15 protein-coding genes and 1 tRNA gene are annotated in these 14573 nt (G+C 59.6%); 9 read left to right on the top strand and 7 right to left on the bottom strand.

Features of this window, described 5'->3' with window-relative positions; genetic code table 11:
- Positions 1-51: 51 nt before the first annotated feature.
- Positions 52-255: a hypothetical protein gene (locus tag ACTJK7_RS26730; protein WP_143491825.1), complete on the bottom strand. Its 204-nt coding sequence runs from the start codon at positions 253-255 to the stop codon at positions 52-54.
- 284 nt (positions 256-539) lie between these two features.
- On the opposite strand from ACTJK7_RS26730, the gene ACTJK7_RS26725 reads away from it, so the two are divergent.
- The 3 genes from ACTJK7_RS26725 (at position 540) to ACTJK7_RS26715 (ending at position 4725) form a co-directional block, all read left to right on the top strand.
- On the top strand, positions 540-1745 hold the full coding sequence (locus ACTJK7_RS26725) for an acetyl-CoA C-acetyltransferase (protein WP_085655735.1): 1206 nt from the start codon (positions 540-542) through the stop codon (positions 1743-1745).
- A gap of 17 nt (positions 1746-1762) precedes the next feature.
- Complete coding sequence (locus ACTJK7_RS26720; RefSeq protein ID WP_108560462.1) at positions 1763-3907, top strand: 3-hydroxyacyl-CoA dehydrogenase NAD-binding domain-containing protein; 2145 nt, start codon at positions 1763-1765, stop codon at positions 3905-3907.
- Positions 3908-4002: 95 nt separating this feature from the next.
- Positions 4003-4725 carry an amidotransferase gene (locus tag ACTJK7_RS26715; protein WP_085655737.1) on the top strand — a complete coding sequence of 241 codons (723 nt, stop codon included), beginning with the start codon at positions 4003-4005 and terminating at the stop codon, positions 4723-4725.
- A gap of 41 nt (positions 4726-4766) precedes the next feature.
- Here ACTJK7_RS26715 and ACTJK7_RS26710 read toward each other — a convergent pair whose 3' ends face one another.
- From ACTJK7_RS26710 to ACTJK7_RS26700, 3 genes are all read right to left on the bottom strand, one after another.
- Positions 4767-5738: a magnesium and cobalt transport protein CorA gene (locus tag ACTJK7_RS26710; RefSeq protein ID WP_085655738.1), complete on the bottom strand. Its 972-nt coding sequence runs from the start codon at positions 5736-5738 to the stop codon at positions 4767-4769.
- Positions 5739-5873: 135 nt separating this feature from the next.
- The gene (locus ACTJK7_RS26705; protein WP_064384027.1) at positions 5874-6596 is read right to left on the bottom strand and encodes a 1-acylglycerol-3-phosphate O-acyltransferase; all 723 of its coding nucleotides are present in this window, start codon (positions 6594-6596) and stop codon (positions 5874-5876) included.
- A gap of 216 nt (positions 6597-6812) precedes the next feature.
- Complete coding sequence (locus tag ACTJK7_RS26700; RefSeq protein ID WP_011333225.1) at positions 6813-7502, bottom strand: crotonase/enoyl-CoA hydratase family protein; 690 nt, start codon at positions 7500-7502, stop codon at positions 6813-6815.
- 307 nt (positions 7503-7809) lie between these two features.
- On the opposite strand from ACTJK7_RS26700, the gene ACTJK7_RS26695 reads away from it, so the two are divergent.
- Together ACTJK7_RS26695 and ACTJK7_RS26690 are read left to right on the top strand one after the other, a co-directional pair.
- A tRNA-Ser gene (locus tag ACTJK7_RS26695) sits at positions 7810-7899 on the top strand.
- A 152-nt stretch (positions 7900-8051) separates the two neighbouring features.
- Positions 8052-8372 carry a YbjQ family protein gene (locus tag ACTJK7_RS26690; protein WP_039769949.1) on the top strand — a complete coding sequence of 107 codons (321 nt, stop codon included), beginning with the start codon at positions 8052-8054 and terminating at the stop codon, positions 8370-8372.
- A 42-nt stretch (positions 8373-8414) separates the two neighbouring features.
- Here the strand turns inward: ACTJK7_RS26690 and ACTJK7_RS26685 are convergent, their stop codons facing one another.
- A complete protein-coding gene (locus ACTJK7_RS26685) occupies positions 8415-8693 on the bottom strand; it encodes a hypothetical protein (RefSeq protein ID WP_011333226.1) in 279 nt (92 codons plus the stop codon).
- A 242-nt stretch (positions 8694-8935) separates the two neighbouring features.
- Here ACTJK7_RS26685 and ACTJK7_RS26680 point away from each other — a divergent pair, with 242 nt between their 5' ends.
- From ACTJK7_RS26680 to ACTJK7_RS26665, 4 genes are all read left to right on the top strand, one after another.
- Positions 8936-9124, top strand: coding sequence for a hypothetical protein (locus tag ACTJK7_RS26680; RefSeq protein ID WP_041475182.1), 189 nt, complete (start codon positions 8936-8938; stop codon positions 9122-9124).
- Positions 9125-9431: 307 nt separating this feature from the next.
- Positions 9432-9800: a hypothetical protein gene (locus ACTJK7_RS26675; RefSeq protein WP_011333227.1), complete on the top strand. Its 369-nt coding sequence runs from the start codon at positions 9432-9434 to the stop codon at positions 9798-9800.
- A gap of 137 nt (positions 9801-9937) precedes the next feature.
- A complete protein-coding gene (locus ACTJK7_RS26670) occupies positions 9938-10366 on the top strand; it encodes a glycine zipper domain-containing protein (RefSeq protein ID WP_011333228.1) in 429 nt (142 codons plus the stop codon).
- Positions 10367-10489: 123 nt separating this feature from the next.
- Positions 10490-10654, top strand: coding sequence for a hypothetical protein (locus tag ACTJK7_RS26665; protein ID WP_007952178.1), 165 nt, complete (start codon positions 10490-10492; stop codon positions 10652-10654).
- A 79-nt stretch (positions 10655-10733) separates the two neighbouring features.
- On the opposite strand, the gene ACTJK7_RS26660 is transcribed toward ACTJK7_RS26665, so the two are convergent.
- Both ACTJK7_RS26660 and ACTJK7_RS26655 read right to left on the bottom strand, forming a co-directional pair.
- Positions 10734-11114, bottom strand: a complete 381-nt coding sequence (locus ACTJK7_RS26660) for a hypothetical protein (RefSeq protein WP_064378732.1) — start codon at positions 11112-11114, stop codon at positions 10734-10736.
- Positions 11107-14573, bottom strand: a 3467-nt coding sequence (locus ACTJK7_RS26655) for an RHS repeat-associated core domain-containing protein (RefSeq protein WP_440819235.1), incomplete at its 5' end; no start/stop codon positions are given. The genes ACTJK7_RS26655 and ACTJK7_RS26660, both read right to left, overlap by 8 nt.

Here is a 14573-nt window from a genome sequence, read left to right as displayed (position 1 = left end):
TAGCGGGCCAGTCGCATTTTCAGTGGCGATACACAATACCTGACACTTGAATCAGCCGATGACCTTGGTCAGGTTCGGCAGAATCAACAACAGCGTCGTGGCGAAAAGAATGAGCCCTGCTTGACGTACTTTCGGTTGTTTGAACATGGCTTGACCGCCTTTTTTGTTATTTCCTGATGCCTGCCTGCATATCCATGATGGCAAGCGCTGCACTTCCTGTTGAAGAACGTCTGCCTCGGCAAAACCCGACGACAACAACGTACATCTTCACCTTAGGGCCCGCGTCACGCTTCGCTTAGATCCATTTCGTATGTATTTGCTACCTGTCGCGATTAAAAAGGCATGAGGCCCATTGCCAGCTTCTTTGCCGCCCGTTTGCTAGACAGCTCGCGCACCTGAACCGGTTAATCAAGCCACGGATGACCGTCCGTCTGAGCGTGCGCGTCAACGTCATTGAGCGCTGTGGTCATTGAATCCATGACGGGTGAAGACAACAGTGGCAGCACGAATTTCACTCACCGCACAGGTTCGAGGACGTCATGACCCAAGCTTTGATTTTCGACGCGTTACGCACGCCCCGTGGCAAGGGCAAGGCCGACGGTTCGCTGCACAGCGTCAAACCGGTGAACCTGGTGGCAGGGCTGCTGACCGCTTTGCAAGCGCGCACGGCGCTGGACACCAGCCAGGTCGATGACGTGGTGCTCGGTTGCGTCACGCCGATTGGCGATCAGGGCTCGGACATCGCCAAGACCGCGGTGCAGGTGGCCGATTGGGATGTCAGCGTCGCGGGCGTGCAGATCAACCGCTTCTGCGCCTCGGGACTGGAAGCGGTGAACCTGGGGGCGATGAAAGTGCGCTCCGGGTTTGAAGAGCTGGTGGTGGTCGGCGGCGTCGAATCCATGTCTCGCGTGCCGATGGGTAGCGACGGTGGCGCCTGGGCGCTCGACCCGCAGACCAATCTGCACAGCCACTTCACGCCACAAGGCGTCGGCGCCGACCTGATCGCCACCCTTGAAGGCTTCAGCCGTCAGGACGTCGATGCCTACGCGCTGCACTCGCAACAGAAAGCGGCGCGCGCCCGGGCCGACGGATCGTTCAACAAGTCGTTGGTGCCGGTGCAGGACCAGAACGGCATCATCCTGCTTGATCACGATGAGTTCATTCGCGCCGAGTCGACCCTCGAAGGTCTGGGCAAACTCAAGCCGAGTTTCGAAATGATCGGCCAGATGGGCTTCGACGCCACGGCACTGCGAGTCTACAGCCATGTCGAGCGGATCAATCATGTGCACACGCCGGGCAACAGCTCGGGGATCGTCGATGGCGCGGCGCTGATGCTGATCGGCTCCGAAGCCAAGGGGCGTGCGTTGGGCCTGCAACCCCGGGCGCGGATCGTCGCCACGGCGGTCACCAGCACCGACCCGACCATCATGCTCACCGGCCCGGCGCCGGCCACCCGCAAGGCACTGGCCAAGGCCGGGCTGCGGGTGGAGGACATCGACCTGTTCGAGGTCAACGAGGCCTTCGCCTCGGTGGTGCTGAAATTCATCAAGGACATGGCCGTCGATCCGGACAAGGTCAACGTCAATGGCGGCTCGATCGCCATGGGCCATCCGCTGGGGGCCACCGGTTGCGCGATCCTCGGCACCTTGCTCGATGAACTGGAAGCCCGGCGCCTGCGCTACGGCCTGGCGACGCTGTGCGTCGGCGGTGGCATGGGCATCGCCACCATCATCGAACGCCTCTGACCTCAAGGAATCCTGTCATGACCCAAGCCATTCGTTACGAAAAAGGCCAGGACGGCATCGTCCTCCTGACCATCGACATGCCGGGCCAGAGCGCCAACACTATGAACGCGGTGTACCGCGAGGCCATGGCCGAAAGCGTCGCCCGTTTGCAGGCGGAAAAAGATGACATCGCCGGGGTGATCATCACTTCGGCCAAGAAAACCTTCTTCGCCGGCGGCGACCTGAATGAACTGATCAAGGTCGGCAAGCCCGAAGCCAAGGCGTTCTACGACATGGTGCTGACCCTCAAGGGTCAGTTGCGCACTCTGGAAACCCTCGGCAAACCGGTGGTCGCGGCGATCAACGGCGCGGCGCTCGGCGGCGGCTGGGAAATCTGCCTGGCCTGCCACCACCGCGTGGCGCTGGACGATGCGTCGGTGCAACTCGGTTTACCGGAAGTGACCCTCGGCCTGTTGCCGGGCGGCGGTGGTGTGGTGCGGATGGTGCGCATGCTTGGCATCGAAAAGGCTTTGCCGTATCTGCTTGAAGGCAAGAAAGTCCGTCCGCAGCAGGCGTTGCAGGCAGGTTTGATCGATGAACTGGCGGCGGATCGCGATGAGCTGCTGGCCAAGGCCCGGGCCTGGATCCTGGCCAATCCTGCGGCCGTGCAGCGTTGGGATGTGAAGGGTTATCAGATTCCCGGCGGCACGCCATCCAATCCGAAAGTTGCGCAGATGCTGGCGATTGCGCCGTCGATCCTGCGCACCAAAACCCAAGGCACGTTGCCGGCACCGGAGAAGATTCTGTGCGCGGCGGTGGAAGGCGCGCAGGTGGATTTCGACACGGCGCACCTGATCGAAACCCGCTACTTTACCGAACTGACCACCGGCCAGATCTCGAAAAACCTGATCGGCACCTTCTGGTTCCAGCTCAATGAAATCAATGCCGGCGGGTCGCGGCCGCAGGGTTTTGCGCCTTATGCGACGAAGCGCGTGGGCGTGCTCGGCGCGGGCATGATGGGCGCCGGGATCGCCTATGTCAGCGCATCGGCCGGGATCGACGTGGTGCTCAAAGACATCAACCTCGCGGCTGCGGAAAAGGGCAAAGCCCATTCGGCGGCATTGCTGGACAAGAAAGTCGCTCGCGGGCAGATGACTGCGCAGCAGCGTGAAGCGGTGCTGGCGCGCATCCATCCGACCGAAAGCGACGCCGATCTGGCAGGTTGCGATCTGATCATCGAGGCGGTGTTCGAGGATCGTCAGCTCAAGGCCAAGGTCTCGGCGGCAGCGCAACAGGTGGTCGGCGCCGACGCTGTGATTGCTTCCAACACCTCGACCTTGCCAATCACTGGCTTGGCGACTGCAGTACCGGATCAAAGCAAGTTCATCGGCCTGCACTTCTTCAGCCCGGTGGAGAAGATGCCGTTGGTGGAAATCATCAAAGGCGCGCAAACCAGCGACGAAACGCTTGCCCGTGGGTTCGATTTCGTACTGCAAATCAAGAAAACCCCGATTGTGGTCAACGACAGTCGTGGCTTCTTCACTTCGCGGGTATTCGGCACTTTCACCAACGAAGGCATTGCCATGCTGGGTGAGGGCGTCAGTGCGCCGATGATCGAGACCGAAGCGCGTAAGGCCGGCATGCCTGTCGGGCCGCTGGCGATCTCTGACGAAGTTTCCCTCAGCCTGATGAGCCATATCCGTCAGCAAACGGCCAAAGACCTTCAAGCAGAAGGGAAACCGCTGATTGAGCACCCGGCGTTCGCCGTGATTGACTTGCTGCTCAACGAATACAAGCGGCCGGGCAAGGCAGCGGGAGGCGGTTTTTATGAGTACCCGGCGGGTGGTCAGAAACATCTGTGGCCCGAGCTGAAAACCCGTTTCGAGAAAGCCGACGGGCAGATTTCGCCCAAGGATGTGCGTGATCGACTGCTGTTCGTGCAGGCCATCGAGACCGTGCGCTGTGTGGAGGAGGGCGTGCTGACGTCGACGGCGGACGCCAACGTCGGCTCGATCTTCGGCATCGGCTTCGCGGCATGGACGGGCGGCGCGTTGCAGTTCATCAATCAATATGGCGTGAAGGACTTTGTCGCGCGGGCGCAGTATCTGGCGGAGCAGTACGGCGAGCGTTTCGTACCGCCAGCGTTGCTGCTTGAGAAGGCTGCGAGGGGCGAATTGTTCTAACGGGCTGGGGACGCATTTCGGGGCTTGCCTTGCCGGGTGGTTTCAAGGCAGGCTCTGGGCTGTGCATTATTCCCATCACGTGTCAGGTATTTTTTATGTCGCTACGCATCTGCATTCTGGAAACCGACATCCTGCGTCCGGAACTGGTCGATCAATATCAGGGTTACGGGCAGATGTTCCAGCACCTGTTCTCGCAACAGCCGATCGCCGCCGAGTTCACGGTGTACAACGTGATGCAGGGCGATTATCCGAGTGATGACCTGACTTTCGATGCGTACCTGGTCACTGGCAGCAAGGCCGATTCGTTCGGCACCGACCCGTGGATCCAGACCCTCAAGCAATACCTGCTGACCCGCTATGAGCGCGGCGACAAACTGCTCGGCGTGTGCTTCGGCCATCAGCTATTGGCACTGCTGCTGGGCGGCAAAAGCGAGCGAGCTACGCAGGGTTGGGGAGTCGGCATTCACAATTACAAACTGGCCGCCAAGGCGCCGTGGATGAGCCCGGTGCGTGAAGAGTTGACGCTGTTGATCAGCCACCAGGATCAGGTCACGGCGCTGCCGGAGAATGCCACGGTGATTGCATCGAGCGATTTCTGCCCGTTCGCCGCGTACCACATCAACGATCAGGTGCTGTGCTTCCAGGGGCATCCGGAATTCATCCACGACTATTCGCGGGCGCTGTTGGATCTGCGTCAGGAAGCGCTGGGCGAGCAGGTGTACAGCAAGGGCGTGGCCAGCCTGGAGCATCAGCACCACGGCACCACGGTGGCGGAGTGGATGATGCGCTTCGTGGCGCACAAGCCGACCGCCGCTTGAGTCCGAACGCCCTCGTGCCTTGCACGGGGGCGTTTTTTTACTTACAGCCAACCGGATTTCTTGAAGCTCGCCCACAGGCTCACGCAGCCGACCGTGATAAAGCCCAGTACGCCGAAATAGCCGTAGTGCCAGCTCAACTCCGGCATGTTCTGGAAATTCATCCCGTAGATCCCCGCCACCGCCGTCGGGAATGCCAGAATCGCCGCCCACGCTGCAAACTTGCGCTGCACCACGCTCTGGCGTGACGCCTCCAGCAGCACGCCAATTTCGATGGTCTGGCTGGCGATGTCGGCCAGCGTAGTCAGGTCTTCCATCTGCCGGTTCACATGGATCTGCACGTCGCGAAAGTACGGACGCATGTTCTTGTCGATGAAGGGGAAGCTCAGCTTCTGCAGTTCTTCGCTGATTTCCACCATGGGAGCGGCGTAGCGGCGCAGACGCAGTACGTCGCGACGCAGGCCGTGCAGCTTTTGGATGTCGTGTTCATTCAGTGCGCTGCACAGCACATTGCGCTCCAGCTCATCAATCTCGGCATGGATCGCTTCGCCCACCGGCTGATAGTTTTCGATCACGAAATCCAGCAGCGCATACAGTACGAAATCTTCCCCGTGTTCCAGCAACAGCGGCCGCGCCTCACAGCGCTGGCGGACATGGGCGTAGGACGCCGAATGGCCATTGCGGGCAGTGATGATGTAGCCCTTGCCGGCGAAGATATGGGTTTCGATGAACTGCAGAATTCCGTGTTCGCGCACCGGCGAGTAGGTGACGATGAACAGCGCGTCGCCAAAGGTTTCGAGCTTCGGCCGGCTGTGTTTTTCCAGGGCGTCTTCGATGGCCAGTTCGTGCAGATTGAACTGGCGTTGCAGGTTGGCCAGTTCCTGGGCATTCGGCTCTTCGAGGCCGATCCAGACGAAGTGGCCAGTCTTGGCGGCCCAGGCCGCGCCTTCGTCGAGGGTAATATTGGTGACTTTCTTACCGGCGCTGTAAACCGCAGCAGCAACAACTCGACCCATGGTGGTGATTCACTTCTACTTGGCAGATGGCAGGGGAGGCATGGCTTCAGCTTAGCCGTGTCGCTGCTTGAGAGTCAGTGAAATCTGCACAGTTCAACGGACAAAAGAAAACCCGCACTGGGCGGGCTTCTTTATTCACGCGGCTTGCAGCTGCCGGTCCATCGCATCGATGCATTCGCGCATCTGTTCGCGGCACTGGTTGATGAGCGTGGGCATGTCGTCCATGGTCATGCCGGCGGTAGGAATCGCCGGCAGCGAGCGAATGAGAATTTTCCCGCTGTGCCAGCGATTCAGACGCATGTGCTTGATGTAGCTGCTGACACACACCGGAACGATCGGCACTCCGGCGGCGATGGCCATCTGGAACGCGCCTTTCTTGAACGGCAGCAGTTCTTCACCCAGGTTGCGGGTGCCTTCCGGAAAGACCCAGATCGAGGTGTCTTTGTGCTGCAAGGTGTCGGTGGTGGTCAGCATCGACTGGCGCGCCTTGTGCGCGTTCCCACGATCGATCAACACATTGCCCGCCAGCCAGAACAGTTGCCCGAACAGCGGTACCCACTTCAGGCTTTTCTTGCCGATGCACACGGTACGATGCGGCACCACGTTACCGAACACGAACAGGTCGTAGTTGGACTGATGGTTGGCGATGATCACGCAGCTGTCGGGTTTGTTCATTAGCGCGCCAACATCGGCCTTCACCCGCAGACGCAAAATGCACATGGCCGGCAGTGCATAGAGACGGGCACACAGGCGACTGTTGTCCGGATTGAACGGGCGGCACAGCCCGAGGATCACCCCGAGGATTCCCGCCAGAATAAAGTGCAGGCCCATCAATAACATACGAAACACAAACAGCATTTTCAGGCCCATCGGGACAAAAGGTGGCGCAGTGTACGGATGTGCACTGTTTTCGGCAATTGCCGCTATAGAGTCCGGAGATGGGCGATGTTTAAGCGCATGTTTCCGACTTGTTGGTCAGAGGCGTCCTAGAGCTGCTGCGGAGTTTTCAACGGGGCGTGCAAGAAAAAGCCCGACACGACGGTCGGGCTTTTCTGAATCGGTATGAGCCGGGTGTCAGCCCAAGTGTTCCTGATCCTGGATGATTGCGTTGTCCAGGGTTTCCAGCAGCGCCTTGCGCACTTTCAGCTTGGTGTTCTTGTGCGCGGTCATGTTGATCTTCTTCAACTGACGCGCGGCGGCGAGGGCAGCGCCTTGCAGTTCTTCTGCCGCGACCACCTTGTCGAGAAAACCGGCATCCACTGCGCTTTGCGGATCAAACATCTCCCCGTTGATCACCGAGCGATGGAAGGCCGAGCGACGCAGACGATCACGAGCCAGCTCGATGCCGGCGTGGTGCATGGTCATGCCGATCTGCACTTCGTTCAGACCGATGCTGAACGGGCCGTCGACGCCGATCCGGTAATCGGCGGACAGCAGAATGAATGCGCCTTTGGCCACGGCATGCCCCGGGCAAGCAACGATTACCGGGAACGGGTGCGACAACAGGCGACGGGCCAGGGTCGAGCCGGCGGTCACCAGCGACACGGCCTCTTTAGGGCCAGCAGTCATCACTTTCAGGTCATAGCCGCCAGACAGAATGCCCGGCTGACCGGTGATGATCACAATGGCACGATCCGCCACCGCCTGATCCAGCGCCGCGTTGAAGGCCGCGATCACGTCCGGGGAAATGGCGTTGACCTTGCCGTTGCTCAGGGTCAGGGTCGCGATACCGTCTTCGAGGTGGTAGGCAATCAGGTCGCTCATGGCGCAATTCCTTGTAAGAAAGATGGGCAGACGTTACCCACCGTCGCCGGTCAGGTAAAGCACTGTGACTGACCCGCCAGTCACCCTTGTGCGGCTGATCCGCCGCAACGTGCCCCATGGCAAACGCCTCCACACCTATATAGAAGGGCCGTGCTCACCCGAGATTGGCCGGATTGCCATGGCTCTGCGATGGCGGAAACGACTTTATCTCTTAACCGCATGAAAATTCTGAAAAAAAGTTTGCCATCAGAAAAGCTTTCGACTACATTAGCGCGCCTCGACAGACAGAACATGTCTGAAGAGATACGGTGAAGTGTCCGAGTGGCTTAAGGAGCACGCCTGGAAAGTGTGTATACAGGAAACTGTATCGAGAGTTCGAATCTCTCCTTCACCGCCAAATTCGATGTAAACAAAACCCCTGGTTTCGAAAGAAGCCAGGGGTTTTGTGCATTCTGGTGCCCGGTTTTTTGGTCGCAGAGATCGCTTCGGCTTCTCTTTGCCAGGGCATTACAATCGTGGCTTTATCCGGCAAGTAAAAGGACGACCTCCATGATCATTTCCACCACCCATTCCATCGAAGGCCGGCAGATTACGGCGTATCTGGATATCGTCAGTGCCGAGTCGGTGCAGGGCGTGAATGTGATTCGCGATATGTTCGCCGGCATGCGGGACTTTTTCGGTGGGCGTTCGCAGACGCTGGAGCGGGCGTTGAAGGAGGCGCGTATTCAGGCGACTGACGAAATCAAGGAGCGCGCGCGGGCCTTGCAGGCGGATGCGGTGGTCGGGGTGGATTTCGAGATCAGCATGCCAGCGGGAAAGGGCGGCATGGTGGTGGTGTTTGCGACCGGTACGGCGGTCAAGTTGCGCTGAGGCTTGTGAGCCCATTCAAAGGAATGGGCTCTTTGCTGACAATCAGCCCTGTGGTTTGAGCAGGACAGTGCCTTTCGAATCGTAGGTCAGTGGTGTATCGATCGCGACGAGAGGCGGGGTATCGCCCGGCTGAGCTGGTTGGGCCGGGTCAGGGTGGTAGATGACACCAGGCTGCAACGGACTCGGCCCGGTCGGTTGCTTGATGACGATTTCGCCCGAAGCGACTTTTTCCTTGAATTTCTCTGCCCCGGCTTTGCCGGCGGCGATCTGTTCATCCGTGAGCTTTACAACGGGCAGTGTCGGGAATCCTTTGATTTCCATGTTCTCTCCTTGAGATTCATTGCGTAGGAAAAAGGGCAGCGGCCGGTCGCCGGGAATCTTTAGCGGCGTGAGACCAACGGTTCGTTATTGTGTTTAATTTCCGTGGGCCATTCGTCGGGCTCCGGGTGATCTGAACCGCAAGTCCAGGAATGACCGGCTAGTCTCAAAAGTCTTGGAGGTCGATATTTTTTCAGGCAAAAGGGTTTGCCGGTGTCGGCCCGCATTTGGAAAGGGGTGAGGAGATGACTGATCCGTACATCGAAGACGACGGGGCTGAGTTTTCATTCAACAATTGCGTGCGCTGCGGCCAGACGGAGTATCAGGCCGGATTCGGTGAGGATCCGGTGCAGACCGGCAAGATCAAGTCGACAACACCCAAGGGGCCTAAAGCAAAATTTTTGCCCAAGGTGACGGCACGTTCCAGGAAGTAATCCGGATGCCACACAGCCCCGCCATTGAGCGGGGTTTTTTGTTTCTTTTTCGAGAAATGCCCTACAGAAATTGCAAATTCGTTTGGTTTCTTTCACAAACTTTTCACACCCGCCTGAGTAGGGTGAAGCCATCCGTTAGAAAGCAAGTCTCCAGCCCGTCTCCCCAGCGGGCTTTTTTTTGCCTGCCATAAAACCTTTTCCATAATTGCTGTCCAATCGGCGCCAAGTGCGCTGCAACGCTGGACATTGCCGCGGCAACAGCATTCAATCTGCGCCCTTTTTTATTCCTTCTGTTGAGGTTCTCGTCATGCGTTTAACTCTGCCTGCTCTGGTTCTGGGGCTTCTGGTTGCTCAAGGTGCAATGGCTGGCGACGGTACCGCCGCACTGGGTGGCGGTCTGGGCGGCGCGCTGGGTAACGTGGTTGGCCAGAAAATGGGCGGCAGCAACGGCGCGGCCATTGGCGCTGGCCTGGCCGGCGCGGCTGGCGGTGCGTTGGCAGCGAAGAAGGGGGCCCGCACAAAGGCGGCCATTGGCGGTGGTGTCGGTGCAGCGGGTGGTTCGATCATCGGCAACAGCCTGGGTGGCAAGAACGGCGCGACTATCGGTGCCGGCCTGGGCGGCGCTGCTGGCGGCGCAGTGGGCAGCAACTTGTCCAAGGGGCACAAGCGTCACTGATTGCGAATGCATGTCTGAAAAGGACCGACTTTATGCCGGGCCTTTTCGTTGCTGAACGTTTTACCCGAATTCGCCTCCAATGCCACATAGCCCACTCCGCGGGCGAACCGTCCCGATCCGGGACCTGTGAGGTCTGTATGCGCTCGACTTTAACTGCAACTGCGTTGGTTATAGGACTGCTCGTGGCTCAAGGCGCCATGGCTGCCGGCGATGGTTCCGCGGCTGTCGGTGGTGGGCTGGGCGGTGTACTGGGCAATGTGGTCGGCGGCCAGCTCGGCGGCAGCACCGGTGCTGCGGTGGGTGCCGGCGTTGGCGGTGCGGCCGGTAGTGCCGTCGGAGCGAACAAACGCAATCGCACGGAAGCCGCCATTGGCGGTGGCCTCGGCGCCGCAGGCGGTTCAGTGGTCGGCAACAGCCTCGGCGGCTCCACCGGTTCGACCATTGGCGCAGGGTTGGGTGGCGCAGCGGGTGGTGCGGTCGGCAACAACCTGGGTGACGATGGCGGCAAGTCGCACTCCGGCGGTGGTCATAAGCACAAGTACAAACACAAGAATCGTCATCGTTGAGTGATCGGTTCTACGGAAACCCGGCTTTATGCCGGGTTTTTTGTGCCTGTGCGTCATGCGCAGGAACGATTGGCGACCATACTTTTCGAACGTCGTATACGAATGCGACTGACGAGGTGCGCCATGACTCCCGAAACCGAAGGCAAGGAAGAAAAAGGCCCGAGCGGATTGCCGTTTATCAATGATCCGGGGAATGAAGATCCGGGGTCATTGATGGATGATGCGACGGTTCCGCTTTTGGAGGGTGAGGAAGAGCTTGAGTATGAGGATTTTGATGATGATGAGTGATGGACACTTGTTTCGTTGAATATTGGAAATTCTATTTAGAGCGCTAAGGGCTTGAGCAGTGGTCTAACCCAGCCATTCGCTATCGAACAAACGAGACATCAATCCTGTCCGCGTTAATTTTGACGAACTGCCCATTCAGATGTGGGTATTCGTAGTGGATATCCTGATCCATAAAATCAACAAACGACCGGAAAACCTCGCCATCCAGATAGCCATAAACTTCACAGTGGAATCCACTACCGAGCATCTTGATCTGCATTTCTTCGCATTGTGTGGCTGACACAAACTCGTCATCAGACAGCACCATTTCGAACTCAGCCTCGTAAGTTTTTCCGACCTCAATTTTCGAAGGGCTGTGGCTTACGAAGCATCTGACCTCAACGCCCTCAACAACCAGCAAAATAGCGTCTTCTACAAACGGATCTATTTCGACGACCAAAGCTTTGTGTGTCTTAGTCATGAGCAGGTCTCACTGTTTTATCTTGTGCATTACCATTGATTGTCCGCCAAAATTCTTTTCCACTTTTGGTGTGTAGAGTCGTAATTTCATCATTTGTGTTGGTGCCCACGAAAGCAAATTTCGCTTCACCTTTCCGGTTATTCCCCATTAGTTGGATATATCCTGCTCGCATCTCTCCTTTGTATAAGTACTCCACACGCGTGCCTTGATTCACTACTCCTCGTGCGATGAGCAAGTACTCTTCGTTGGTCATCGCCTTGAATTCGGCGCCATGCTTTTCAAAATGCGCGGCGAGTTTTTCATCACTACCAAAATTTCCCGGTCGAGATTTGGGCTTTGGGGTCAGCGGTTCACCTTCGTCAACAACCGAACCGCTCACCCCATCCGGAACCGGACATCCTGGCTTGTTCGGCGGCGGACAATTGGAGCTCAACCCCAACGGATCCACCCACCCCGTCGGATTCGGCACGTACTGGTACTGGTTCAGTCCACCCGCCAGCTTCACCGGATCCGGCGTCAGGTACCGCCCCACGTCCGGGTCGTAGTACCGGTGCCGGTTGTAATGCAGCCCGCTTTCCTCATCGAAGTACTGCCCCTGAAACCGTAGTGGCTGGTTCAAGTAGTCCTCGGTCGCGAGCTCCAGCGAGGTGACCTTGCCGTAGGCGCTGTATTTGGCTGACCAGACGATCTCGCCGCTGTAGTCGGTCAACTCCTGCGGGGTGCCGAGGTGGTCGAGTTGGTAGTAGAACGGGCAGGCGCGTTTCGGGCCTTTGCCGTCGAGCATGGCCAATGGGCGGAAGGTGCCGGGTTCGTAGATGAAACTGCGGTGCTGTTCCTGGCTGCTTTCGGCGATCAGGTGGTCGCCTTGCCAGAAGAACTCGGTGGTCTGGCCGTTGACGGTTTTGCGGATGCGCCGGCCGAAGGCGTCGTATTGGTAGGTGGCGCTGGTGCCGTCGGGGCGGGTGAGGCCGATCAGGCGGTGCTGGCTGTCGTAGCGGTATTCGGTGACGAGGGTTTGCGCACGGCCACGGCGTTCGCGGATCAGGTTGCCGAAGGCGTCGTAGTCGTAGTGCCGGTCGCCCTGCATTTGCAGGCGATTGCCTTTGATCTGCGTCGGGCCGGGGCGATCCTGCATCAGCAGGTTGCCGGCCGGGTCGTGGGCGAAGGTTTCCGGCACATCGTCGCGGGTGTGGCGCACGCGGATCAGCCGGTCGAGGGCGTCGTAGGTGTAGCTGCGCTGGCCGTGGCGGGTGTCGGCGATGTGTTCGAGGTTGCCGTTGGCGCTGTAGGCAAAGTCGCGACGGTACAGCGCACTGCGTTGATGGCCTACGGCGTGGGCGCGTAAGCGGCCCTGTTCATCGTAGGCATATTCGCTGAGCAGCAGGCCTTGCTGGCGCTGCTGTTCGCGGCCGTTCTGGTAGACGTGACGGGTGAGCAAGGCGCCGTTGAGGTCAATCGCGGTCAGCGCGCCGCCCTTGGCGTAGTGATAATCGAGCTTGCTGTTGTCCGGCAGGCGCATCCGGCTGAGCTGGCCGCAGGCGTCGTAGGTGTAACGCAGGGTGCCCCAGCCCTGATGCTCGCGCACCAGCCGGTCCTGCAGGTCATATTCGAAGGCCAGCGGGTGATCCTGGCCGTCATCCACGCCGACCAAACGGCCTAAACGGTCATACCGGTAGCTGACCTCGACCCCGTCCGGCAGGGTCTTGAGCAGCAATCGCCCAGCAGCATCACGTTGATAGCCGGTGACCAGCGTCGAGCCGTCGTCGCCGAACTCGGTCTTTTCCAGCAGGTGGCCGTTGCGGTCGTAGGCGTAAGCGGTACGCCGGCCATCGAAGCCGGTTTCCTGTCGGATCAGTCCGGTGGGCGTGTAGTCCAGCCGGTACTTTTCGCCGGACTCGTTCTCGATTTCCGTGAGCAACAGCTGCGCATGGTCGTAGCGGTACCGGAGTTGCGTGCCGTCGGGGTTGATCCGCCGGCTGACCAAATGCAGGTCATCGTCATATTCGTAGCGGGTGATGCGCCCCAGTTCATCGCGCTCGGCGGTGATCTGGCCGTAGGCGCTGTAGGACCAGGCGCGGGTGGCGCCATTCGGCGAGGTGGTCTGGATCAGCCGGCCAACGGCGTCCCAGGCGTGACGGGTGACCGCGCCATGTTCGTCTTGAACCGTCGTCCGCCGCCCCAACGCATCGTAGGAAAACTTGCGAACCCCACCGTCCGGCAGACTTTCTTCGACCAATTGGCCCAGGTCGTTCCACACGAACACATGCCGACCCGAATCCGGATAACGGATCGACAGCAACCGCCCCTGTGCATCGCGGTGGTAGTGGGTGACATGGCCATCCGGATCGACCGCCTCGGTGATGTCACCCTGGGCATTGCGCCGGTACGTCCACACCGCATCGCCACGTGAACGACTGTGCAGGAAACCATTGCGGTACTCGTAGGACGTCGGCGCATCGTCCGGCGGAATCAGCGCGATCAGCCGTCCGGCATCGTCGTAGCGGTATTCGGTGACCGCCCCCAGCGCATCCTGCTCGGCGACCAGCCGGCCTTGCGCGTCATAGGCCTTGAGCTGCTCACCACCGTCGGCGGCAACCTGACGCACCATCCGCGCGGTGTCGTCGTGGACGTAAGTTTCTTCAGTGCCATCGACGTAATGCACCGTGACACGGCCGGCGTCATCCCAGACGTAACGCGTATCCATCTGCGAAAACGAGGCCCAGTGCCGCACGCAACGCGCCGCCTTGCCGGCGCGCTCCCACGCCCAGAAGAAGCTCGCGCCGCCGGCCAGTTGCCGTTGCAGGATGACGTGCTGGTCGTCGTAGTCGTAACGCTCGCTTTCGCCGACCGCATTGGTCGCCTCGATCAATCGATGACGGGCGTCGTACCGATAACGGGCGAGGGTCTGCTCGGTGCGCCAGGCAGACTCCCGAAAAACCTGATAATCGACCGCGACCAGATGCGCCCGCTCATAGCGCAGCAACAAGGAACGACCAGCGCCGTTGTCGAGGCGCTCAATGCGATCCAGGCGATCCCGCGTAATACGCAACCGGTTACCGTAGGCATCGCTGACCGCCGTCAGACGCCCAGCCCGAAAGTGATAAAACCGCGCCGCCTCACCCGCCAGCGCAACAATCAGCTCCTGCGGCTCATCCCCCAGAAAGATCGCCGCCCGCGACAAGCTGTTGTGGATTTCCGGCCGCTCGACACTCGGCAACGGAAACCGCGTGCGCCGGTTCTCGTGGTCAACCCAGACCACCGCAGCGCCATCGACCTCCAGCCGATGCGCCAGCGAGTGACTCCAGCCAAACCCCAGCCCGACATCGATCTCGACCGCACTGGTGCGATACAAGCGGCTGAACTCAAACGGCAGCAGCCCGTCGAGCACGCCATCGGTCAGCGTCAGCAGCTCTTCGCCGGTGACCATCGACACCGGACACCCGTTGGTGCAGGTTCGGG

Source organism: Pseudomonas sp. 22085 (assembly GCF_052045815.1).
GTDB classification, from domain to species: Bacteria; Pseudomonadota; Gammaproteobacteria; order Pseudomonadales; family Pseudomonadaceae; genus Aquipseudomonas; species Aquipseudomonas glycinae.
This window is presented reverse-complemented; position numbering and strand designations above follow the sequence as displayed.

Coding starts and splice junctions, on each gene's coding strand:
- ACTJK7_RS26725 (WP_085655735.1), top strand. CDS start 540: ATGACCCAAGCTTTGATTTTCGACGCGTTACGCACGCCCCGTGGCAAG.
- ACTJK7_RS26720 (WP_108560462.1), top strand. CDS start 1,763: ATGACCCAAGCCATTCGTTACGAAAAAGGCCAGGACGGCATCGTCCTC.
- ACTJK7_RS26715 (WP_085655737.1), top strand. CDS start 4,003: ATGTCGCTACGCATCTGCATTCTGGAAACCGACATCCTGCGTCCGGAA.
- ACTJK7_RS26710 (WP_085655738.1), bottom strand. CDS start 5,738: ATGGGTCGAGTTGTTGCTGCTGCGGTTTACAGCGCCGGTAAGAAAGTC.
- ACTJK7_RS26705 (WP_064384027.1), bottom strand. CDS start 6,596: ATGCTGTTTGTGTTTCGTATGTTATTGATGGGCCTGCACTTTATTCTG.
- ACTJK7_RS26700 (WP_011333225.1), bottom strand. CDS start 7,502: ATGAGCGACCTGATTGCCTACCACCTCGAAGACGGTATCGCGACCCTG.
- ACTJK7_RS26690 (WP_039769949.1), top strand. CDS start 8,052: ATGATCATTTCCACCACCCATTCCATCGAAGGCCGGCAGATTACGGCG.
- ACTJK7_RS26685 (WP_011333226.1), bottom strand. CDS start 8,693: ATGGAAATCAAAGGATTCCCGACACTGCCCGTTGTAAAGCTCACGGAT.
- ACTJK7_RS26680 (WP_041475182.1), top strand. CDS start 8,936: ATGACTGATCCGTACATCGAAGACGACGGGGCTGAGTTTTCATTCAAC.
- ACTJK7_RS26675 (WP_011333227.1), top strand. CDS start 9,432: ATGCGTTTAACTCTGCCTGCTCTGGTTCTGGGGCTTCTGGTTGCTCAA.
- ACTJK7_RS26670 (WP_011333228.1), top strand. CDS start 9,938: ATGCGCTCGACTTTAACTGCAACTGCGTTGGTTATAGGACTGCTCGTG.
- ACTJK7_RS26665 (WP_007952178.1), top strand. CDS start 10,490: ATGACTCCCGAAACCGAAGGCAAGGAAGAAAAAGGCCCGAGCGGATTG.
- ACTJK7_RS26660 (WP_064378732.1), bottom strand. CDS start 11,114: ATGACTAAGACACACAAAGCTTTGGTCGTCGAAATAGATCCGTTTGTA.